We start from the raw sequence: 23,208 nt of genomic DNA on the forward strand, positions 1-23,208 counted from the left end.
CACCTCCTGTTCGTCGGCATTTCCAGTCGTCTCGAAATCTGAAAACAGAACTTTTGAATCTGCGGTGGAGCATCGACACTCTGGCGGGACAAGCTATCTAACAGCAGCCTGGCTCAGTCTAGTCGTATCAAACCTCTCGGCCCCGCACGGAAGCCGGTGTTTCGGATCGCGATTCCAGCGCCGCGGACCCGTGACACACCTCGCACGGCGCCGCTACTACGATCGCGCATCCCCGAAGAAGATCCTGGTTCCGAGGCGAGTAACCGAGGAGAGACACCTGCGATCGGGCATCGTACATGCCGGGTCAGGGCCGGAATCAAGCCGGTACTCCTCGACCGACCAGACGGCCGAACGAGGAGCCACAGCACCTCCCCGCCTACACCTTCGATCGACTATGAATTACCGGTCGACAGTTATAGCAATAAACTGGCAACCTCACTTGTGATTGCCAATAGACACCACTTCCATCAATCGTCGCAGCGTGCCGACAATTCCATATGATTTGCCCATTCCTCTACCCGAAACAATCTGCACCGGGTACCGTCTCGCAGCACATACTTCCGTTCGGCAGCGCGCTCATATCAGGCGATGAATTGTTTCCACGCTTCCGCGTCCGCCGAAGATCGCTGCCGGACAGGGGCGGCCCTTTAGAGAAATCCAGCGCCCACGACGCTTTCACGCACGGCCGGACGGCGGTCGATCAGCGCTCACGACGGCCATCGTCCCGGTCAGGCCACGGATTCGAACGGCCGATAGCAGGCCGGGCAGGCACCGGCGACCGGCGACCAGGCCGGAGCAATCGACACGACCGCCGTGCCGGACGCACACCGGCACAACGCTGAAGACATTTTGCCCGCAAGGGAATCGGTGCGGCGCCGAAGCCGTGTGCTGGTCCACCGGATACGGCCGCAAAAATTCTTGGTAGAAGAGTTCGGCAAATCGGCGTGGTGTCCCCTCCCGCACACCACCGGCGTATGGACAATCACCGGGACGACGCGATGTCCGGCAGCACCACTCGTTCACTCGCCCGTCCCGGACCGACCGCCGCCATTGTGGGGATCGGCGCGGGCGCGCCGGATCGGCGCCGACGTCGCACCGCCTTCTCGGCTTCGATGACGATCGGGACCACGAGCGACCAGCCCAGGCAGGCCAGCCACTGACCACCCGTCAGCGACCTCGTCATCAGCAGATCCTGCAGGAAGCCGATCTCGACCGCGAACACGGTGACCACGACCGGAATCGACAGGATCTTCACCGCGCCGAGAACCGGTGTGGTCAGGCCGGACTCCGGGTCGCGGCGCATGACCAGGCCGCTCAGGATGGAACCGAACGACAGCACCACGAACGCCATGGTCATCGGGATACTCGCCGTAGTCGTGCTCATCTCCCCCGGCGCGAGGAGCATTGCGGCGAGCGTCACGGCCAGTTGCAGAGCGCCGTAGGCCAGCCACTGCACGAACGAATTCCGGTTCGCGATCGGCTTCGCGGGGTCGCGGGGCGGCTTGTTCATCAGGTCCGGCGGCGGCGGATCGAGCATGATCACGGCGACCGGGAACAGGGTGATGAAGAAGTGCTGGAACAGCACCATGAGCGGGGTCAGCGCGACCCCGTCGTTGATGTCGAAGACGCTGGCGACGAGGAACAGCGCCACCAGCGCGAACAGCTTGGACATCTGATAGCGGATGTAGGACACGATCTTGTCGTAGATGCCGCGCCCCAGCCGGATCGCGGTGATCAGGGTCCCGAAGTTGTCGTCGGTGAGCACCATCTTGCCCGCTTGCTTGGTGACTTCGCTGCCCGATCCCATCGCCACGCCGATATCGGCCTTCTTCAGCGCGGCGGCGTCGTTGACCGCGTCGCCGGTCATGGCCACCACGCCACCGCCGCGCTGCATCAGGTCGGCCAGCCGCAGTTTGTCCTGCGGGGTGACCCGCCCGAACACGTGCAGATTCGGCAGAGCCGCCGACAACTGCTCATCGGTCATCGCCTGGAGTTCGCCGCCGCCGATCGCACCGGGACCGAGGCCGAGTTCGGCGCCGATCGCGGACGCGGTGATCGCGTGATCTCCGGTGATCATGCGGACCTCGATGCCGGCCGCCCGCGCGGTGCGCACCGCCTCGATCGCCTCGCGCCGCAGCGGATCGATGATCCCGACCATGCCGACGAAGGTGAGCTCCCCGACGAACGACATCGGGTCGGCAACGGCGGCTTCCTCCTGCTCGTCGAGCAAGCGTGCGGCGAAGGCCAGCACGCGCAGCCCCTGCTCCGACATGGCGCGATTCGCCGCCGCGATCTCGTGCCGCATGTCGTCGATCGGCACGGCTCGCCTGCCGGGACGGTACGCGGTCGCGCACCGGTCCAGGACGACGTCGGGCCCGCCTTTGACCAATTCGACGAAGCGGGTGCTCCCGTCGAATTCCAGGTGGTGGAACGTCGCCATGAATTTGTAGGCCGAATCGAACGGCACTTCGGCGACCCGGGGGTAGGTTCGGCGGGTCAGGGGTGCGTCGACGCCGAGCTTGGCCGCCAGCACCACCAGCGCCGCCTCGGTCGGATCGCCCACGATCTCCCCGCTGTCGGCGACGGTGGCGTCGCTGTCCAGGCATAGCCCGTAGGCCAGCAGGGTGAAGTCCGGCGCCTGCCCGGCGGCGTGAGTGATCGCCCCGGACTTGTCGTACCCCTGCCCCTCGACGGTGTACCACCGGCCGTGAAAGTACAGCGACCGCACCGTCATCTGGTTCATCGTCAGCGTGCCGGTCTTGTCGGAGTTGATGGCGCTCGTCGCGCCGAGTGTCTCGACATCGGTGAGGTTCTTGACGACGGCCTTGGCCTCGGCCAGCCGGCGAGCCCCGTAGGCCAGCATCGCCTGCACGAATGTGGGCAAACCGGTCGGGATCGCCGACACGCCCATCGAGATCCCGAGCAACAGCACTGCCGTGATGCTCTGCCCGCGGATCGCCCCGATGATCACGATGATCGCCACCGCCGTCCAGGCGATCACGCCCAGCACCTTCGTCAGCGCATCCAGTTCCCGTTGCAACGGCGACTTGCTCGGGGTAACCGCCGAGAGCATCGACGCGATCCGGCCCATCTCGGTGTCCGAGCCGGTCTCGGTGACCACCATGGCGGCGGTGCCGCGCGTCACCGATGTGTTCTGGAAGACCATGTCGGCCCGGTCGCCCAGGGCGACGTCGGCGGCGGCGAGCGTGTGGGCGTCCTTGACGACGGGCGCGCTCTCCCCCGTCAGCGCCGCTTCCTGGGTCTCGAGAGTGGTGGATTTCAACAGCCTGCCGTCGGCGGGGACGATGTCGCCTGCCTCCAGTTCAACGATGTCGCCCGGCACGAGCTCGGTCGCGGCACAGCGCATCAGCGACCCGTCGCGCACGACCCGCGCCTGCGGCGTCTGCATCTTCGCCAGCGCGTCGACGCTGGCCCGCGCCTTGACCTCCTGCTGGGTACCCAGCACGACATTGAGCCCGACCAGCACCCCGACCACCATCGCCGTCGGAATCTCGCCGATGATCACGCTGACCACCGCGACCACCAGCAGCATCAGGTTCATCGGATCCTTCGACTGCAGCAACGCCATCGCCCAGACCGACGGCGCGGGTTCCGCGGCGAGCGCGTTGGGGCCGTATCGCTTTCGCCGTTCCTCGACGTCGAGTGCGGTCAGGCCGGACTGCCGGTCCGAGCCCAGAGCCGCCAGCACCGCGTCCGCGTCCTGCGCGTACCAGACCGGTCGCCCCTCCGAGCCGGCCTGACGTACGCGCTCCCGCGCTGATTCCGTCGTTGCCATCCCGCTGGTCCTTTCTCGGCTGGGACCGCATGGCGGGTTCTCCAGCGCCCGATCCGGACGTGAGCGGGCACTAGCCCCCGATCGCCATGATGTCGCAGTGAGGTATCCAGACAACCACGGGCAAGCGATGGGCACACCGAATTGACCCAACGGAGACAGCACTGCGACCGACGCGCGGTCAGTGCTCGTTATCACGGCTCACAAACGACCGTCACCGCGTTCGAACGACGATCAAAGGCACCTCAACCGAGTGCAGCAGGGTGTTGCTCGTCGAGCCCAGCAGCATGCTGGCGAACCCTCCTCTGCCGTGACTGCCGACCACAACCAACTGTGCGTTCGCCGACTCGTCCAGCAACGATCGTCCCGGCCGGCCTGCCGTGACGACACGCCGTACCGCGACGTCCGGGTAGCGATCGGCCCAACCGGCCAGACTCTCGGCCAGCACCGCCTCCGCCGACTCGCGGGCGCCGTCCCAGCCGCGGACCGGTGCGTCCGGACCGCTGGTGTCGCTCCACGCGTGCAGCGCGACCACGTCGACCTTTCGGCGTGACGCCTCCTCGAACGCCAGCTCGACGGCGGCCACACTGTTGTCGGTCCCGTCGACGCCCACCAGCACGGGCTGCCGGGCCGACACGGCGTCGATCGCCGCGATGCCATGGATCACCGCGACCGGGCACCGCGCGTGATGGGTGGCCGCGGTGCTCACCGAGCCGAGCAGCCCCCGCTGGAACGCACCCATCCCGCGACTGCCCACCACCAGCATCCACGCTCGCGCGGACCTTTCGATGAGCATGGGAATGATCAGTTCGAAAGTCACCTCGGTGGTGATGGCGGGTTCGGCGCCCGGCACCGCCGTGCGCGCCACCCGCGCCGCCTCCGTGAGGATGCGCTCGCCGTCGCCGCGCAACCACTCCAGATCGGCTTCTCCGAGCGACATCTCGGGGCCGAAACCGGTCTGGATCGCCATCGAGGTGACGATGTGCAGCGAGCGGTGATGCAGCGCGGCTTCGACCGCCGCCCAAGCGACCGCCTGGTACGAGCTGGCCGAGCCGTCGACGGCCGCCAAGATGGGAAAGTCGAGATTCGTTGCGCGCGAGGCGCTTTCGGTGGTCATGAAGATTCCCTCCGTCGAGAGCGGCGCCGCAGGCGCCCCCTCGGCCGTCCGCGTCCCCGCTGCCATCGACATCGAGCATCTCGCGTCCCCTACGAAGGCGGCAGAGACGAAGGTCATTCACCGGGCGGGCCGTCGGACCTCTGCCGAAGGCTGCTTTACGATTCGTCGGTCTCCGCCGGGTCATCCCGGCTCCGCGCGGCCGGTCGCCGTGGCAACCTGCCGGTGGCGAACAGCGGCGCGATGGCGAGCAGGGCAGTCACGGCCAACGCCACCCGCAAGGCTTCCAGCCGCGCCTCGGTGTTGACCGCTATGACGGCGTCCGCGGTGGACTGCTGCACTCCGGCGGCCTGGAGGGCATCCGCGAGTTGGGTGTCGGACAGGAACGGCACGCCGCCCGCGAGTTCGGTGGTCGCCCGCTGCTGCACCGACGCGGGAACCGCGGGATCGCTTTCGATGCCCGCGACGACCGATGAGGTCAGGGTCGCGATCAGCACCGAGCCGATCAAGGCGGTGCCGAGCGATGCGCCGAGATTGGTCACGGTGTTCTGCAGCCCGCCGACCGCGCCGCTCTGCGCATCGGGCACCGACGAGACGGTGACAGCGCCCAACTGCGAGGCCAGAGCGCCCAGTCCGAGTCCCATCAGCAGCATCGGAATCGAGACCACCCCGGCGTTCGCTCCGGGGTCCATCCCGGCGACCAGAATCAAAATGCCGGTGATCATCGAGCCCAGCCCCAGCCGTACCACCCGCCGCGGGTTCGCCCGCGGCCGGAACTTCGGAATCGCCGTCGCCGCCAGAACCAGCGCCACCGACAGCGGCAGGATCCGCACGCCCGTTTCCACAGCGCTGAGTTCGAGCACCACCGACAGGAACAGCGGGACCGCGAAGAATACCCCCGCCTGCACCGTGAACTGAGCGAAGAACATGCTCAGGCCGCCGGTGAGCTGCCGATTACGCAGCAACCCCGGATCGACGAGCGGCTCCCGGCCCATGTCGACCAGATGGGTCTGCCACCGCAGGAACAGGTACGAGACCAACAGTCCGGCGATCAGCAGCCAGATGACCGGGGAGAGCCCGAGCACGGCGGGGCCGGCCGGCTTCACGAGCACCCAGCCCCACGTGCTCGACCGCAGGACGCCGAAGACCACCATGCCGAGCCCGGCCACCGATAGCAGCGAGCCCACCAGATCGAGCCGTACCTGCTCCGCGGGGGCGTCCTCGATCCTGCGGAGCACCGGCAGGATCAGTACGACGATGACGACCTCGCCGAAGAACACGTACCGCCAGGACGCGTATGTCGTCACCGCGCCGCCGAGCAGCGGCCCCACCGCGACCGCCATCGCGCCGGCCGCCGCCACCAATCCATAGGCCGCCGGGCGGCGTTCCGGGGCGAAGTTCGCAGCGACCAGCGACACGATCGCGGGCATGATCAGAGCCGCTCCGATCCCCTCGAGCAGCGACCAACCCAACAGCAGAACCGGCAGATTCGGCGCCAGGCCGGTGGTGCAGGAACCGGCGCCGTAGATCACCAGCCCGAGGCCGAACGCCCGGCGACGGCCCAGGATGGAGCCCACCTTCCCGCCGGTCAGCATCAGCGTCGCCATCACCAATGTGTAGAGGGTGATCGCGGTCTGGATTCCGGTGATCGTCGTACCGACGTCCTGGGCCACGGTCGCCATCGACACGTTCATCACCGAGCTGTCGAGCGTCATCAGGAATTGGCCGGCGGCCAGTACACCCAGTACCAGAACGGAATTCGGCCTGGCCTGCGATACCGAAGAACTCTCGATGCTCATGTCTCGGTTCCGTCCCGGTCTCGGCCGAGAGCCGGGGCCCGAGCCACTCGGCTACGGCGGCGGTCGCCGTGCCGGAACCGAGCAGCGCCCTGGCGTCGGCGATCTGTCGGCGGGCGACTTCCCGGGCCACCTGCCTGGTGTTCTGGTCCGGTGGCCGAATCGGCCACGCGCCCCGCCCCGACCCGCCGTCGGACAACCACCGGCGGTCGGAAGGGAACGCCGCAACATCCACCTCATTTGATCACAGACGTCCTGCGCGGACCCGCAATTGTTCGCGGTGACCGGCTTCGGATCACCGACCTGTTGCGCTTCGCTACGGCGACCTATCCCTGCTCGCCGAGCAGTCTGACACCCGTCACGATCGTGGGTTCGATGGCGATGACGGTGTCCATGAGCCCATCGCCCCACGGGCGCAGCAGCCGCGTATAGCGCGCGATCCGTTCGGGGTCGGTGACCGTACGCGCGAGGCCGGTCACGACGACCGACCAGCCCACATGGCTCACCGCGTCGATGTCGTCGGCCTCGTACGCCACGACGACGGACGGATCGGCACGGACGGTGTCGGTGAGCCGTGAGGTGACCCGAGTACGCACGATGACCACACCGCCGTCGACGAAATGGTTGACCGGGCGAATCGCGGGCAGTGCGTCGCGAGTGAACACCACGCGTCCGTAGGCGACGCCGGCCAGCAGCCGCAGCGCCTCCTCGCGATCGATCTCGACCATTGTGCGTCCCGCGACGCCGTGGTCCGCGACACGGCCGTTCGAGGCGATCATGATCTCGGGCCGGGGCACATCGCGCGTGTATCCACCTGCCGACAACCTCGCTCTCCGGTCTTCACTCGACACCACGGCCTCCCATATCATCACCGAGTCCTACTGCCGGACAGGGCAGAAAGTCCCCGATCCGTCCTCTTCGCGCAGCCGGTCCCGGCGGCTCGGGCCGCACCGCCGAGAAGGCGCGTCACGGTCGGGTCACTTCGGGCCGGGACGGTCGCCGAATCCCGGCCCGCTCCCGCAGCCGCCGGATCTCCCGCTCGATGCCTTCGGCGAGCACGGCGATATCGGGAGCGGTGTCATAGTCTCCGGTGATGCCGAAGGTCAGGTGGCCCGCATAACTGAGGACCGCGACCGCCGTGCGCAACCGCATGGCGATCGGCATGGCAGGCAGAAGTTCCGAGACCACACGCCCGCGCACGGTCAGCTGTTCGCGCGGGCCGGGCACATTCGTCACCAGCGCCCCCACGGTTCGTTGCGGAAACCGGGCCAGCAGACGAAGACTCCACGCCAGGGGCGCGAACGGCAGCAAGCCCGCCAGCGCGAGCACCGATTTCTCCGCCTGCGCTTCGCCTCCCGACTTGTGCCGGTTCATCCGTTCCCGGATCGCCCTCAGCCGCTCCACCGGGTCGGCGACCTCGATCGGCAGGAACGGCAGCACCGCCGAAACTCGGTTGTCCATTGTGTATTTCGCTTGTTCGGAGCGCATGGAGATCGGGACGAGAATACGCAGTTTGTCCGGAGACGGCCGTTCGTCGCGGCCGACCAGCAGTTCCCGATAAGCGGCGGCGACCGCGGCCAGGACGACATCGTTGACCGTGACGCCGAACACCGCGCCGATCTCGTGGACATCAGACAGGGCGGCCCGGGCCACGACATATCGGCGCTGGCGACCGATGGGGCCGTTCAGCGAGCACTCGGTGGCCGGCGACACGACGGCGGACAGCAGCGGCGCCAGACCGCGCGTCATGGCGACCACCGACCGCGGCACGACGACGGGTAGCCGCGACAGTTCTCGAACCGGATCCGGCCTGCGCACCTTGGTACGGCTCGGTGGCTCGGTCACCGGGTCGTTCGGCTCCTCGGCCACCGCATCGCAGAAACTCCGAAACACCGAGATGCCGGATACGCCGTCCACCAGGCTGTGATGCGCTTTGACCACCAGTGCCCAGCGGTCCGCCGCGAGGTGTTCGACGACGACGCACTGCCACAGCGGATGGTCGCGATCGAGTCGCTCCTCGAGTTCCGTCGCCACCAATTCGCACAACGCGGCCTCGTCACCGGGCGTGGGCAGGGCGGTCCACCGAATATGGTGTGCGAGATCGAAATTGGGGTCGTCTTCCCACACCGGCGTGGCCAGGTCGAGCGGCGCCCGCCGCACCTTCTGGCGCAAGCGCGCGTTCCGCTGCACGCCCTTGGCGACTACGCCGCTCAACTCGGACCTGCTCGGCGGGGCACCGGAGATGATCGCCACCGCGCCGATGCCGAGACTGATATGCCGGTCGGAGTCCTCCAGTTCCATGAAGCCGGAATCGAGGGGTCGTAGTTCTGTCATGGGGATGCTCATTCGAGTCGCTTCGTCTTTCCAGCATCGCGCGAAGCGTCGGTACAGATGATGGCCGAAGGTCACCGAACGCAGGGCACTCCGGCCACGGCGGGCCCTGTCGGCGGACCGGGACTCGGCCGTCGGCAGGCCTGGAAGCACCCTCGACTCGGCGGCGTCGCCGGGGGAAGAATCGGCGTATGCGAACCGTGCTCATTCTCGGTGCGGGGTTCGGAGGGTTGGAGCTGGCCACCCGTCTGTCGGGTTCGCCGGCCGACGAGTTCCGTGTCGTCATCATCGACCGAAACGACTCCTTCACCTTCGGCTTCGCCAAACTGGACATTCTGTTCCGTGACCTGCCGCCGGAGACGGCGCGGGTGCCGTACTCCCGCTTCACCCATCCGCGCGTCGAATTCCGGCAGGAGGAGGTCACCGAGATCGACCCGAGAACCCGCCGCGTCCGCACCGACCAGGCGGTGTACGACCCCGACATCCTCGTCGTCGCGCTGGGCGCCGACTACGACCCCGGCGCGACCCCCGGCTTCGTCGAGGACGGCTACGAGTACTACTCGATCGACGGCGCCCGCCGATTGCGCGAACGCCTGGCGGGCTTCGACGGCGGAGCCGTCGTCCTCGCGGTGCTGAGCGTCCCGTTCAAGTGCCCGCCCGCGCCCTACGAAGGCGCGATGCTCCTGCACGAAGCGCTCACCAGGCGCGGGGTCCGGGACCGCACCCACATGCGATTGCTCACCCCGATGGACGCGCCGATCCCGGTGTCCGCGGACACCTCCGCCGCCATCGTCGAAGCGCTGGCCCGGCGTGGCATCGCGTATTCGCCGGGACGCCGGGTGCACGCGCTCGACCCGGACCGCCACATGGCGGTCACCAGGACGGGAGACGAGCCCTACGACCTGTTCATCGGAATCCCGAAGCACCGGGTTCCCGCGGTCGTCGAGGCGTCGGGGCTCACCGAGGGCGGGACCGACGGCTGGATCGCCGTGGACCCGCACACCCTCGAGACGCCGTATCCGGGCGTCTACGCCCTCGGCGACTGCGCCGACGCACCGGTCCCACGCGCGGGCGTGTTCGCCGAGGACGCCGCCCGTACGGTCGCCGCGGGCATCGAGGCGGGGTTCGGCGGCTCGGCGCCGCAGGAGCAGTACCGCGGGCGGGGCACCTGCCACATCGAGTTCGGCGGCGGGCTGGTCGGCAAAGTGGACGCCGATTTCCTCTCCGGTCCCGCGCCGGTCGCACCGTTCACCGTGCCCTCGGTGGAACTCGCCCGGGAGAAGGCCGCCGCCGCCGAGGCCAGGCTGCACCGCTGGTTCACCGGCTGACCGAGTCCTCCCCGCCATGCTCGCCCGCTCGCCACGCGCGGGTCAGCACCGCGGCGATCTCGGCCAGGCCGGACGCGACGGTCATCCGCCAGTGCGTCGTCGACACGGGATGGTTGTGCACGCTGCCGTCGACGACCTCGTTCCACAACGACGCGCCGACACAGCCGGTCGGATCGTCGAGCGCGGCGGTGAAATAGAGGACATCGCCCCGGTACACCGGCGGGACGTAGGCGCCGCGGAGCGCCACCGAATGCACCGCCGCGTCCAGGATCCGGGTGACGCGGTCGGAGCCGAACGACGCGAACGGCTCCGGAAGTTCGGTCATCTTCTGCGGCAGCGCGCCCCAGTCCACCTCCGCGACATTGCCGAGGTCGCCCGCCTGCTCACCCAGCAGACCGCCGATCAACTCGGCCACCGGAACCTGGCCCGCGTCACCCGCCGGCGTGCCGGGCGGATCCGCCATGTAGCTGTCCATCACCGCGAGCAGCGCGACTCGCTCGCCTTCGCGTTGCAGTTGGACCGCCATCTCGTGCGCGATGACGCCGCCGAAGGACCAGCCGAGCAGATGGTAAGGACCGGTCGGTTGTTTCGCGCGGATCAGCTCCAGGTAGCGGCGGGCCCATTCCTCGATCGAATCCGGCATCACCTCATCGCCGGCCAGTGCGGGCGTTTGCAGGCCGTAGAGCGGCCGTTCCGGGTCGAGGTAGGCGGCGAGGCCCGCATACGACCAGGAGATGCCCGACACGGGATGCACACAGAACAGCGGCGCGGCCGAACCGCCGGGACGCAGCGGCAGCAGCATGTCGAAGGCCCCCTCGGTCCGGACTTCGCCGCTCGCCCGGCGGGCCAGGTCGGCGACCAGTTCCGCGGGTGTGGGCGCGGTGAACACCCGCATCACCGGAATCCGGGTGCCCAGCGCGGACGACAGCCGCAGAGTCAGCTTCGCGGCGAGCAGTGAGTTGCCGCCGTGCTCGAAGAAGTTGTCGTCCATGCCGAAGCGCTCGGCGCCGAGCACCGCGGCGAAGGCGGCCGCGACGGTCGCCTCCACGGGAGTGACAGCAGCGCGGAACTCGCGCGTGCGGAACGCCGGCGCGGGCAACGCCCGCTTGTCGAGCTTGCCGTTGGGGGTCAACGGGATGGCGTCGATCACCACGATCGCGGCGGGCACCATGTAGCCGGTCAGGTGTTCGGCCACCTGATCACGCAACTCGGCCGGGTCCGGCCGCGCCCCCGGCTCGGGCAGGACATAGCCGACGAGCTGGTCACCGAGCGTCGGATCGGTCCGGACCAGCGCGACGGCCTGACGCACGCCGGAACACCGCACCAGCGCCGATTCGATCTCCCCGAGTTCGATACGGAACCCGCGCAACTGCACCTGCTGGTCGCCGCGACCGGAGTAGGCGAGCCCGGCGTCGCCGCCGAACCGGTTCCAGCGCGCGAGGTCACCCGAGCGGTACATCCGCGATCCCGGCGGCCCGAAGGGATTCGCGACGAACCGCGTCGCGGTGAGCCCGGGCCGCCCCACGTAGCCGCGGGAGAGCTGACCGCCCGCGACATAGATCTCACCGGGCGTGCCGACCGGCGCCGGTCGCAGACGGATGTCCAGCACGTGCGTATCCAGCCCGGGCAGCGCTCGTCCGATCAAGCTGGCCGGGCTGTCCATCAGTTCCGCGCCGACGTCCAGGAAGGAGACGTGCACGGTGGTCTCCGTGATGCCGTACATGTTGACCAGTCGCGGCGATTGCCCCGGACGACGCTCACGCCAGCGTCGCAGGTGCCGCAGATCCAGCGCCTCACCGCCGAAGATCACATACCGCAGCGCGAATTCGCCGGACGCGGCCGAGGCGTCCCGATCGGCTTCGACCAGTTGACAGAATGCCGACGGCGTCTGGTTCAGCACCGTTACGTGCTCGCGAATCAGCAACTCGCGGAACAGTTCCGGTGAGCGCGAGGTCGCGTAGTCGACCACGACGACGGTGCCGCCGGTCACGAGCGCGCACCACAGCTCCCACACCGAGAAGTCGAACGCGAAGGAGTGGAACAACGTCCAGACGTCGTGCTCGCCGAATTCGAACAGCGGCCGCGCCTCGGTGAACAGTCGCACCGCATTGCGATGCGTCACGCCGACACCCTTCGGCACGCCCGTCGAACCCGAGGTGTAGATGACGTAGGCGAGATTGTCCGGCAGCAGCGGCGACACCCGGTCGGCGTCCGTGATCGGATCGTCGGCGAACTCCGCCGTCTGCTCCAGCAGCACGGTGGGCAGGTCGGTGTCCGGGATGCCGGAGCGCTCGGCGGCGGTGGTCAGCAGGCACACCGGTGCCGCGTCGGCGAGCACGAACGCCAGCCGCTGCGCCGGATAGCCGAGGTCGATCGGCAGGTACGCGGCACCGGCGGCCAGCACTCCGAGCAACGCAGCCGGTAGGTCCTCGGTGCGCGGGACCGCCACGGCGACGAGGGTTTCCGGGCCCGCTCCGGCGGCGATCAGCGCGCGGGCAATTCGATTCGCGCGCTTGTACAACGCGCCGAAACTCAGTGTGGCGGTACCGAACCGGACGGCCTCCGCCTCCGGCCTGCGCCGCGCCTGCTCGCCGATCAGCCCGGGGAGGGTCGCCACCGGTTCGGTCCCGGCCCGCTCCTCGTGCGCGACCGCCGGGCAGTGTTCGTTCTCGTCGAGGATGTCGATGTCCCACACCCGCGCCGAGGGATCTTCGGCGACCGCGGACACGATGCGCTCGAACCGGCGCGCGAAGGCGCGGACGGTCGATTCGTCGAACAGGTCCGTGGCGTAGATGAAGGTGACCGCCGATTCCGTCCGGCCGTCGCCGCACGCCCGCGGCTCGACGACCACTTGCACATCGAATTTGGCCGTGATCTCACCGTTGTCGACGGCGGTGACCGCCAGATCCGGCAACTCCAGGGTGGGCTGCTCGAGGTTCTGGAACGACAGCATCACCGGAAATAGCGAGGTGCGCGCTCCGGTGCGCGCGGGATCGGCCTCCTCGACCACTCGCTCGAAAGGAACGTCCGCGTTGGCGAAGGCCGAGACGGCGACTTCACGGGAGCGCTCGACGAGATCGTGGAACCGCACGTCGGGGTCGACGTCGACGCGCAACGCCAGCGTGTTGACGAACATCCCGACCAGGTCGTCCAGCGCACGTTCGCCCCGCCCGGCCACCGGGGTCCCGATGACGACGTCCGTGGCGCCGCAGAGGCGTCCGATCAGCGTGGCGAGGGCCGCGTGCACCACCATGAACAGCGTCGCGTTGTGCTCGCGCGCGATTCCGGTCAGCCGCTCGTGGACCCGCGCCGGGATCGTGCAGCCGGTCGAGGCACCGCGCGTCGAGGCTGTCGACGAGCGCGGGCGATCGGCTGGCAGTTCCAGCGGTCCGGTGAGCCCGGACAGCTGCCCGCGCCAATACGACAGCTGTTGCGCCGCAACGGAATCCTCGTCGTCCTCGGATCCGATCGTGCCGTGCTGCCAGATCGCGTAATCGGCGTACTGCACCGGCAGGGGCGACCAGTCCGGCGCGCCGCCGCCGAGCCTGGCCACGTAGGCGGTCACCAGGTCACGGGCCAGCGGCGCGAGCGACGACCCGTCCGCCGAGATGTGGTGGGTCACGATGACGAGCAGATGATCGGGGCCCGAGGTGAACAGCCGCAGCCGCACGGGCGCGTCCGCGGTCACGTCGAAGCCCGCGGACATCAGCGCGTCCACCATGGCCGCGGCATCCGTGACACCCTGCTCGATCACGATGCCGCCGGGAAGGACCGCATCGGTCGGAAGGATCTCTTGATACGGCTGTCCGTCGGCGTCGACCGGGTAGCGGGTGCGCAGCACCTCGTGCCGTTCGATCACGTCGGCGAGCGCGTGGCGCAGCGCGGGCAGATCGAGAGTGCCGGTCAGCCGGACGGCGAAGGGCATGTTGTAGGCGGGCGAGTCCGGCTCGAGGCGGTTGAGCAACCACATCCGCTGCTGCGCCAGCGACAGCGGAATGCGATCCGGTCGTCGCACTCGCGCCAAGGGCGCGCGAGCCACGCCCGCCCCACCGGCGACCACCCGCGCGGCGAGTGCCCACACCACGGGCGCCTCGAACAGATCCCGCACGGTGACCCGCGATCCGAGCGCCTCGTTCACCCGTGCGACGGCCCGGGTGGCGAGCAGCGAATTGCCGCCGAGCACGAAGAAGTCGTCGTCGATGCCCGCTCGCTCGACGCCGAGCAGTTCGGCGAACACTTGCGCGACGGCCTGTTCGGCGGGGTTGCGCGCCGCTCGGAACGCCGTGGTCTCGATGGCGGGCTCGGGCAGCGCTTTGCGATCGAGTTTCCCGCTCGCGTTCAGCGGCAGCGCCGCCAGCTCCACCAGCGCGGACGGGATCATGTACGCGGGCAGGACCGCCGACATCCCGGCAATGAGTTCGCCACGATCGATGACCTGCCCCGGACGCGCGACGACATAGGCCGCCAGCCGATCTCCCGACGGCGATGCCACCACCGCCGCGACCGCTTGGCTCACCGACGGCTGCGCGAGCAGCGCCGTCTCGATCTCACCGAGTTCGATGCGTTGGCCGCGGAATTTCACCTGGAAGTCGGTGCGCCCGAGGTATTCCAGGCGTTGCGGCTCGTTTGCGCGAGGCGCACGCCAGACCGCCAGGTCGCCGGTGCGGTACATCCTGGTTCCGCGGTCGAACGGGTTGGCGACGAAACGGTCTGCGGTCAGCGCCGCTTGTCGCAGGTATCCGCGGGCCAGCTGTCGCCCGGCCAGGTACAGCTCGCCCGGTACCCCGGCCGGAACCGGCCGCAGGCGCGAATCCAGCACGTAGACCTGGGTATTCCACTGCGGCTGCCCGATCGGCACCGTCACACCCTCGCCCGTTCCGGCGCGCTGGTAGGTCACCGAGACCGCCGCCTCGGTGGGTCCGTACAGGTTGTGCACCTGTGCGCCGGAGACCGCGCGGACCGCGCGCACGGTCTCCGGCGGCAGAGCTTCCCCGATGACGAACAGATCCCGCAGTGTCGCGAGACTTCCCGCCGTCGCGTGGGCGGCGAACTCGGTCAACATGGAGGGCACGAAATCGGTGACCGTCACACGGTGCGCGGCGACGGCCGCGGCGAGGTAGGCGGCGTCACGGTGCCCGTCGTGGTCGGCGAGCACGAGTTTCGCGCCCGCGCGCAACGGCATCAGGTAGCCCCACAAGGAGACGTCGAAGGTCGCCGCGGTCTTCTGCAGGTATACGTCCCGCGGGCCCATGGGGTACTGGGCGAGCATCCACTCGATCTGGTTGTCGATCGCGGCGTGCGAGACCGCCACACCCTTCGGACGCCCGGTCGAACCGGACGTGAAGAGCACATAGGCGGCGTGCTGCGGCAGCACCGCCCGCCTCAGTTCGTCGGAACGAATCGCAGCTCCTGAGCGCTGATCCGCGCCGAGGACGTCCAGGGACAGGACGGCGACATGATCGGGTATCGGGATCGCGTCGGCGGAAGTGGTGAGCACGCAGACCGGTTTCGCGACCTCGAGCACGTGCGCGATCCGCTCGGCGGGGTGATCGGGGTCGAGCGGTACGTACGCGCCACCGGCGGTGAGGATCGCGTACATGCCCACCACGAGATCCACCGACCGCCGGACCGCAAGCGCCACAAGGGTTTCCGCGCCGACGCCGTGGTCGACGAGTACCCGGGCGACCCGGTTGACCCGCTCGTCGAATTCGCGGTAGGTCAACTGCGTATCCGCGTGGACCACCGCTATCTCGTCCGGGTGCCGGGCCACCGCACGCCGGTACCCGTCGAGCACCAGCCCCGCCGCGACCGGGTGCCGGGTGTCGTTCCACCCGTTCAGAATCGCGGTGCGCTCCGCGGAATCGAGCAAGTCGATCTCCCCGACCGCCAGATCCGCCGAATCCGCGACGGCCGCGAGGATCACGCACAGCCGCCGGGCGAATCCAGCCACCGTGGCCTCGTCGAACAGGTCGGCGGAATAGGTGAACGCCGCCGATATGCCCAGCGGCGTCCGCTCGTCCTCGTGCGGCACCATGGTCAGCTCAAGGTCGAATTTCGCCAGCGGTAGCGCGAAGTCCACCGCGGAAACCCGCAGCCCGGGCAGTTCCAGTGCCGTCGGCGCGAAGTTCTGGAAGGTCAGCATGGTCTGGAACAGCGGGTGATGCGCGCTCGACCGCACCGGGTCGAGCACCTCCACCAGGCGTTCGAACGGCACGTCGGCGTGGCCGAAGGCCTCGATGTCCCGCCTGCGCACCTGCTCGAGCAGCTCGGTGAAGCTGTGGCCGGGGTCGATCTCGGTACGCAGCGCGAGAGTGTTGACGAACATGCCGATCAGGCCGTCCACCGTGGCCTCGCCACGACCGGCCACCGGCGCGCCGACGGTGATGTCACGGGTGTTCGACAGCCGGGCCAGCAAGACCGTGTACGCGGCGTGCGCGACCATGAACAACGTCGCGTCGTGGCGGTGCGCCAGCCGGTTCAGTGCGGCGTGCACCGTCGCGTCGATCTTGAATTCGTGGGTGGCGCCGCGACCGGAGAACACCGCGGGGCGCGGCCGGTCGGCGGGTAGGTCCAGTCGTTCCGGCAGGTCCGCCAGCCGCTGCCGCCAGAAACCGAGCTGGCGGGCGAGTGTCGAGTCCGGATCGCTCTCGGCGCCGAGCATCTCGCGCTGCCACAACGTGTAGTCCGCGTACTGCAAGGGCAGCGGCTGCCAAGCGGGAGCGTGGCCCTCGGTCCTGGCCGAGTAGGCGCTCATGAGATCGGCGGTCAGCGGGCCCATCGAAGCGCCGTCGGCGGCGATGTGATGGACCACGCCGACCAGCACGTGCTCGGACTCGCTCGAACGCAGCAGACGCAACCGCAGCGGCGGCGCGGCGGTGACATCGAAGCCCTCGACCACCGCGGCCACCGTGCGCTCGAGGACCTCGGCTTCGGCGACGTCGAGCACCGGCAGCTCGGGCACCGCGCCCGGCTCCGACAGCGCGTGCACCCGCTGGCTGCCCGTCCCGTCGCGCTCCGGATAGCTGGTCCGCAGCACCTCGTGCCGCTCGACCAGATCCCGGATCGCCGCCCGCAGCGCGTCCACGTCCAGCTGTCCGCTCAACCGCACCGCCAGTGGGATGTTGTTGCTCGCTGCGGCCGGGTCGAACCGATTGAGGAACCACATCCGGCGCTGTGCGTACGACAGCGGCACCCGGTCCGGTCGCGCCATCGGTCGCGGCGCCGGGTGGGTGACTCGAGCCAGTTCGTTCAGGCGTTCGGCCAGTTTCGCCACCACCGAGGCCTCGAACAACAGCGCGACCGGAACGCGGACGCCCAGCGTGGTACCGAGCCGCGCCGCGGCCTGCGTCGCGATCAGCGAATTGCCGCCCAATTCGAAGAAGTCGTCGTTGGCACCGACCCGGGCGGTTTCGCAGTCGCCCGGCGGGAGGAGCAGCGCGGCGAAGACGTCGGCGACCACCTGCTCGGTCGGCGTCGCGGGCGCACGGAACTGCCTGGTATTGAGCACCGGCTCCGGCAGCGCGGCGCGATCCAGCTTGCCGACCGGCGTCAGCGGGAGTTCGTCGAGCACCGTGATCGCGGCCGGAAGCATGTATGCCGGAAGGGTTTTCGCCAGGAGATCGGTCAATTCGGCGGTGTCCAGCGCCACCCGGCCGCTGCCGTCCGGGCCGGTCGCCGCTCGGGGCAGCACGTAGGAGACCAGCGCGGTGGCGCCGGACGGCAGTGTCGTGCCGAGTGTCGCGGCGTAGTCGACGTCGGGGTGGGCGGTCAGCGCGTTGTCGATCTCGCCGAGTTCGATCCGCAGCCCTCGGATCTTGACCTGGAAGTCCACCCGTCCGTGGTGTTCGAGGTGTCCCGCCGAGTCGCGCCGCACCAGATCGCCGGTGCGATACATGCGGGAGCCGGGTACCGCCGCGAACGGATTGGCGACGAATCGGTCCGCGGTCAGCCCGGGGCGTCCGAGGTACCCCTGCGCCAGCGCCGGTCCGGACAGATACAGCTCGCCGATCACGCCGGTGGGCACCATCCGCAGCCGGGCGTCCAGCACGTGGACGCCCAGCCCCGGGACCGGAGTGCCGATATGGGTCGCGCCGCCCGCACACAGCGCCTCGGTGCCGGTGGCGAAGATGGTGGTCTCGGTGGGGCCGTAGACGATATAGAAGGACCGGCCGCCGGTCGCCCACCGGGCGGCCAGCTCGGGGCCCACCCGCTCCCCGCCGCACAAGATGGCCCCGAGGTCGTCGAGCCCGGCCGGATCGATGGATTCCAGAGCTCCCGGGGTGATGCACAGATGCGTGACCCGCTCGCGCCGCAGCAGGTCGGCCAGTTCGGCGCCGCCGAACACCGTGGGGGGCGCCACGACCAGCGTCGCGCCCGCCGAGAAGGCGAGCAGCATCTCGATCACCGAGAAGTCGAAGCTCGGCGTGCACAGATGCGAGACGCGCGATGCCCGGCTCACCGCCCGGGCGGCGATCTCGTGCTCGACCAGGCCCGCGAGACCGGCATGGGTGACCGCGACGCCTTTCGGCTTGCCCGTCGAGCCGGAGGTGTAGATCAGGTAGGCGAGGTGCTGTTCGGTGAGGGGACGAAGCCGGTCCAGGTAGCAGATCGAATGGCCGGGCGCGGCGGCGACCTTCTCCCCGTGCGCTTCGGAATCGAGTTCGATCCACGTCATGCCGGGTGCGACGAGCGCCGCGCGATGCGCCGAGGTGGTGAGGCCGACGACGGCGCCGCAGTCGGCGATCATGTGCGCGATCCGATCCGCCGGATAGGCGGGATCGACGGGCACGTACGTGGCGCCGGTCTTCGCGACCGCCCATACCGCGAGCACCGACTCGATCGAGCGGGTGACGGCCACCGCGACGAAGTCTCCCGGCCCCACGCCGAACCCGATCAGGTAGCGGGCCCATCGCGAGGACATCTCGTCCAATTCCCGGTAGCTGAGCTCACGCTGATCCGCGGGATCGCCGGTGGGATTATACCGGAGGGCCGCCGAGTCGAACGCCGTGTCGACCGCGGCCGTGAGCAGTTGCGGGAACAGAAGATTGCGTGCTCGTGAGTGCTGGGTGCGACGTGCAGAACGGCGTGTCGGGGTCATGCGGCGGCGAGTTCACTCTCTGGTCGATCATCGTCCGCTCCGGCTATGGAGCCAGAAGCGGTGCCTCAAATGCGTGAACCATGACCCGAGCGTGCAGAACGGACCTTAGCGAACACCGATCGGATCGGCGCGCCGAGGGTGTTAAAGGTCCCAGGATTACCCGCACCCGTATTGGGCTATGACATGGTGTGATGTGAAAAACATTCGTTTGGGCAGCACCCATCAGCACTGCTGATTGTGTCGTAAATCACTACGCAAAGCTTTCTGCTATGACGTGTGTGGCGCGGTCTCCCCGAGCTGCCATGCGCCGATACCGGCGCGATCGCGCGACACCGATCCTTCGACCGCGAGCGAGGAGCAACCGTGCAGACACAATCGATCCATGTGGCCTCCCTGCGGAAGGGTGAGCGGATCCACCGCAGCGAACTGGGCTCGCTCACCCGGCTCACCGCCGACAGTTTCCCGATCCTCAGCGGGCTCTCGATCAAACGCCTGACGCTCGCGCCCGGCGCGATCCGCGAACCGCACTGGCATGCCAACGCCACCGAACTCACCTATTGCACCGCGGGCCGGGCATTGGTCTCGGTCTTGGACGACGGCAGCAGATTCTCCTCGTTCCTGGTGAGCGCGGGCGAGATGTTCCACATCGACTCCGGCGCGCTGCATCACGTGGAGAACGTCGGCGATGTCGAGGCCGAGTTCATCCTCGCCTTCCGCCACGAACGACCGGAGGACTTCGGACTCAGCGCGAGTCTCGGCGCGATGACCGATTCGGTGCTCGGCAACACCTACGACCTGCCCGCCGAAGACTTCGCGAAGATCCGGCGCGACACCACCGCAAAACTCGTCGTACAACGCGAGGGCGAGCCCGACATCCCGTGCACCGCCCACTACGGCGATCCGCACCACTTCGCGATCGAGGCGATGCCCGCCCCCGTGGACTCGCCGGTCGGTTCCGCGCGCACCGCACGCGCCCAGTTCTGGCCCGCATTGCGTGACATCTCGATGTACTCGCTGCGGGTGCGCGAAGACGGCATGCGCGAACCGCACTGGCATCCGGTGACCGCCGAAATGGGCTACGTCCATCGCGGCTCGGCGCGAATGACGATCATGGATCCGGACGGCACTTTGGACACCTACATCGTGCGCGAAGGCGAGGTGTACTTCGTCCCGCGCGCCTACCCGCACCACATCGAAGTCGTCGACTCCCCCGAGATCCACTTGCTGATCTTCTTCGACCAACCCACGCCCGCGGACATCGGCTACCGCGCCTCGATGAGCGCCTATTCCAGGAAAGTGCTCGCCGCGACGTTCGGCGTCGCCCTGGACGCTCTTCCCGACCTGCCCTTCACGCCGAGCGATCCGTTGATCGTCACGCGGAACAACGCACTGGTCCGGTAGTCGCGGCGCGGCGTCGGCCGCCCGCGACCTCGAGCATTCGCCGTCAATTGATCGTCAGGTAATTTACCCTTGAGTCAATTCAGCGGATGGAGCGGAGCGATGGCGACGAAATCGTGGTGGGGTTGGGGCAACCGGGAGGACGCGGTCACCGGGACCGAGCGGAAGGTCCTGACCGAACGCGTGGCGGCACTGCTGCCGAAAGCCGAGTTGACCGTGCACGAGGCGCCGGAGCTGACGTCGTTGAGCGTGCCTGCGCCACGCGTCCGGGTGCCGGATGCGTTGACCCCCTTGGCCTCCGAAGACCTCGGCGACCGGGTCGCACACGGCCATGGGCAGGCATTCCGCGATGTGGTGCGCAATCTGCTCAGCCGCGTCGACCACGTACCCGACCAGGTGTTGCGGCCGCGGACCGAGCGGGACGTCCTCGACATCCTGGACTGGTGCGCGAGCGCGGGCGTCGCCGTGGTGCCGTTCGGCGGCGGAACGTCGGTGGTGGGTGGTGTCGAACTCCGCGGCGCCGACGCCTATGCCGGGTCGGTGTCGCTGGACACCGGCCGCCTGAATCGGATCGTCGAACTCGACCGCACCAGCCGAGCCGCACGAATCCAAGCGGGCATACTCGGCCCGGCGCTGGAAGCGGCATTGCGGCCGGATGGCTTGACGCTGCGGCACTTTCCGCAGTCGTTCGAGTTCTCCACACTCGGTGGCTGGCTGGCCACCCGGGCGGGCGGGCACTACGCGACCGTCTACACCCACATCGACGACATGGTCGAATCGCTGCGGGTGGTCACACCGGCCGGGATCAGCGAATCCCGCAGGCTGCCCGCGTCCGGCGCGGGTCCGTCACCCGATCGGATGTTCCTCGGCTCGGAGGGCATCCTCGGCGTCATCACCGAAGCGTGGATGCGCTTGCAGGATCGTCCGCGGTGGCGGTCCGGGGCGTCGGTGGTGTTCGGCGACTACGGCGCGGCCGTGGCCGCGACGCGCGCCATCGCCCAGTCCGCGTTGTATCCGGCGAACTGCCGGCTGCTGGATGCGGTGGAGGCGTTCATCAACGCGGGCACCAGCGCGGCGGGCGGGGTGCTCGTCCTCGGCTTCGAGTCCGCCGACCATCCCGTCGACGAGCCGATGCGTCGTGCGGTGCAGATCTGCCGCGAGCACGGCGGCACGATTCCGGACGGGGTCCGCACCACCGATTCGGCCGAAGACTCGGCGCGCACGGGCGCGGCCGACGCGTGGCGCTCGGCGTTCCTCCGCATGCCCTACCAGCGCGACGCACTCGCCGCCCAATCCATGATCGTCGAGACCTTCGAAACAGCCTGCACCTGGGACCGTTTCGAGGCCCTGCGAGCGGCGGTGCAGGAAGCGACCACGGACGCGTTCCGATCCGCCGGCGTGACCGGTGTCACGACCTGCCGGTTCACCCATGTCTATCCGGACGGACCCGCGCCGTACTTCGGCATCTACGCCGCGGGCCGGTGGGGACGGACCGTCGAGCAATGGGACGAGATCAAGACGGCCGTGTCGGAGGCGCTGCACCGCAACGGCGCGACAATCACGCACCATCATGCCGTCGGCCGCGACCATCGCCCCTGGTACGACCGCCAGCGACCCGAACCTTTCGCCGCGGCGCTGCGCGCGGCCAAATCGGCACTCGATCCCGCGGGCATCCTCAATCCCGGTGTGCTGATCGACCCGGTCGTACACCGGGCCACCCGGGAGGACCGGTGAGCAGGCCGGGCACCAAGGGCGTGCCGCGCGAGCTGCGGGAAGAGCAGATCCTCGACATCGCCACCACCGAATTCGGCGAACGCGGCTACGCCAAGGCTTCGGTCGCCGAAATCGCCTCGGCCGCAGGCGTTTCCAAGCCGCTCGTGTACGCCTACTTCGGCTCCCGCGACGCACTGCACGCGGCTTGCGTGCACCGCGCCGGGAAGAGCCTGGTCGACGCGGTCGCAGCGGCCCAGTCCACGCATGGTGCGCACGACCGGGCGCTGGCGACACTGACCGGGATCTTCCACGCACTGGACGGACGCACCCAGAACTGGAAGATCGTCTACGACCCCACACTGCCACGTCCGGGCGCGGCCTTCGCGGTGGCCCGGCATTACCAGGACGCCTTGAACGGCATGGGCTCGGCAGGAGTATCGGAGATTCTGGCCGATGCGGGCAGCTCCGATCCCGGCGATCACTCGCTGCTGCTGGCGCTGTGGTTCAGCATCGTGTCCACCACCATCTCGTGGTGGAGCGACCATCCCGATCACACGCCCGAGGACATGACCCAGCGCTGCCTGCGCCTGTTCACCACGATCCGTGGAACGACCACTCGACCGACCTGACCGCGCTCA

10 protein-coding genes are annotated in these 23,208 nt (G+C 68.8%); 4 read left to right on the plus strand and 6 right to left on the minus strand.

The features are described 5' to 3' along the window. Window positions 1–982 precede the first annotated feature (982 nt). The 5 genes from ACWEH3_RS10540 to ACWEH3_RS10560 all read right to left on the minus strand — a co-directional run bounded on the left by ACWEH3_RS10540 (window position 983) and on the right by ACWEH3_RS10560 (window position 9,037). Window positions 983–3,796, minus strand: coding sequence for a cation-translocating P-type ATPase (locus ACWEH3_RS10540; protein ID WP_450021221.1), 2,814 nt, complete (start codon window positions 3,794–3,796; stop codon window positions 983–985). Between the two features lie 211 nt (window positions 3,797–4,007). Then, window positions 4,008–4,910, minus strand: a complete 903-nt coding sequence (locus tag ACWEH3_RS10545; protein ID WP_450021219.1) for a universal stress protein — start codon at window positions 4,908–4,910, stop codon at window positions 4,008–4,010. 155 nt (window positions 4,911–5,065) lie between these two features. Beyond that, window positions 5,066–6,706, minus strand: a complete 1,641-nt coding sequence (locus ACWEH3_RS10550) for an MFS transporter (protein ID WP_450021217.1) — start codon at window positions 6,704–6,706, stop codon at window positions 5,066–5,068. 323 nt (window positions 6,707–7,029) lie between these two features. After that, window positions 7,030–7,482: a pyridoxamine 5'-phosphate oxidase family protein gene (locus tag ACWEH3_RS10555; protein WP_450021227.1), complete on the minus strand. Its 453-nt coding sequence runs from the start codon at window positions 7,480–7,482 to the stop codon at window positions 7,030–7,032. Between the two features lie 187 nt (window positions 7,483–7,669). Then, complete coding sequence (locus ACWEH3_RS10560) at window positions 7,670–9,037, minus strand: wax ester/triacylglycerol synthase family O-acyltransferase (RefSeq protein ID WP_450021215.1); 1,368 nt, start codon at window positions 9,035–9,037, stop codon at window positions 7,670–7,672. A gap of 188 nt (window positions 9,038–9,225) precedes the next feature. Between ACWEH3_RS10560 and ACWEH3_RS10565 the strand changes: the two genes are divergently transcribed. Continuing rightward, the gene (locus ACWEH3_RS10565; protein WP_450021213.1) at window positions 9,226–10,362 is read left to right on the plus strand and encodes an NAD(P)/FAD-dependent oxidoreductase; all 1,137 of its coding nucleotides are present in this window, start codon (window positions 9,226–9,228) and stop codon (window positions 10,360–10,362) included. Here ACWEH3_RS10565 and ACWEH3_RS10570 read toward each other — a convergent pair. Further along, window positions 10,352–19,459 (minus strand): amino acid adenylation domain-containing protein, encoded by a 9,108-nt coding sequence (locus ACWEH3_RS10570; RefSeq protein WP_450021211.1) that lies wholly within the window; start codon window positions 19,457–19,459, stop codon window positions 10,352–10,354. The two genes, ACWEH3_RS10565 and ACWEH3_RS10570, sit on opposite strands and share 11 nt — an antisense overlap. A 363-nt stretch (window positions 19,460–19,822) precedes the next feature. Here ACWEH3_RS10570 and ACWEH3_RS10575 point away from each other — a divergent pair, with 363 nt between their 5' ends. From ACWEH3_RS10575 to ACWEH3_RS10585, 3 genes are all read left to right on the plus strand, one after another. Then, entirely contained in the window at window positions 19,823–20,860 is a 1,038-nt protein-coding gene (locus ACWEH3_RS10575) for a cupin domain-containing protein (protein WP_450021209.1), read from the plus strand. A gap of 99 nt (window positions 20,861–20,959) precedes the next feature. Further along, window positions 20,960–22,591, plus strand: coding sequence for an FAD-binding oxidoreductase (locus ACWEH3_RS10580; RefSeq protein ID WP_450021207.1), 1,632 nt, complete (start codon window positions 20,960–20,962; stop codon window positions 22,589–22,591). Continuing rightward, window positions 22,588–23,199, plus strand: coding sequence for a TetR/AcrR family transcriptional regulator (locus tag ACWEH3_RS10585; protein WP_450021205.1), 612 nt, complete (start codon window positions 22,588–22,590; stop codon window positions 23,197–23,199). Before ACWEH3_RS10580 ends, ACWEH3_RS10585 begins: the two co-directional genes overlap by 4 nt. The last annotated feature ends 9 nt before the right edge of the window (window positions 23,200–23,208 follow it).

The sequence above is a fragment of the Nocardia sp. NPDC004718 genome, assembly GCF_053601535.1.

Coding starts and splice junctions, on each gene's coding strand:
- ACWEH3_RS10540 (WP_450021221.1), bottom strand. CDS start 3,796: ATGGCAACGACGGAATCAGCGCGGGAGCGCGTACGTCAGGCCGGCTCG.
- ACWEH3_RS10545 (WP_450021219.1), bottom strand. CDS start 4,910: ATGACCACCGAAAGCGCCTCGCGCGCAACGAATCTCGACTTTCCCATC.
- ACWEH3_RS10550 (WP_450021217.1), bottom strand. CDS start 6,706: ATGAGCATCGAGAGTTCTTCGGTATCGCAGGCCAGGCCGAATTCCGTT.
- ACWEH3_RS10555 (WP_450021227.1), bottom strand. CDS start 7,482: ATGATCGCCTCGAACGGCCGTGTCGCGGACCACGGCGTCGCGGGACGC.
- ACWEH3_RS10560 (WP_450021215.1), bottom strand. CDS start 9,037: ATGACAGAACTACGACCCCTCGATTCCGGCTTCATGGAACTGGAGGAC.
- ACWEH3_RS10565 (WP_450021213.1), top strand. CDS start 9,226: ATGCGAACCGTGCTCATTCTCGGTGCGGGGTTCGGAGGGTTGGAGCTG.
- ACWEH3_RS10570 (WP_450021211.1), bottom strand. CDS start 19,459: ATGACCCCGACACGCCGTTCTGCACGTCGCACCCAGCACTCACGAGCA.
- ACWEH3_RS10580 (WP_450021207.1), top strand. CDS start 20,960: ATGGCGACGAAATCGTGGTGGGGTTGGGGCAACCGGGAGGACGCGGTC.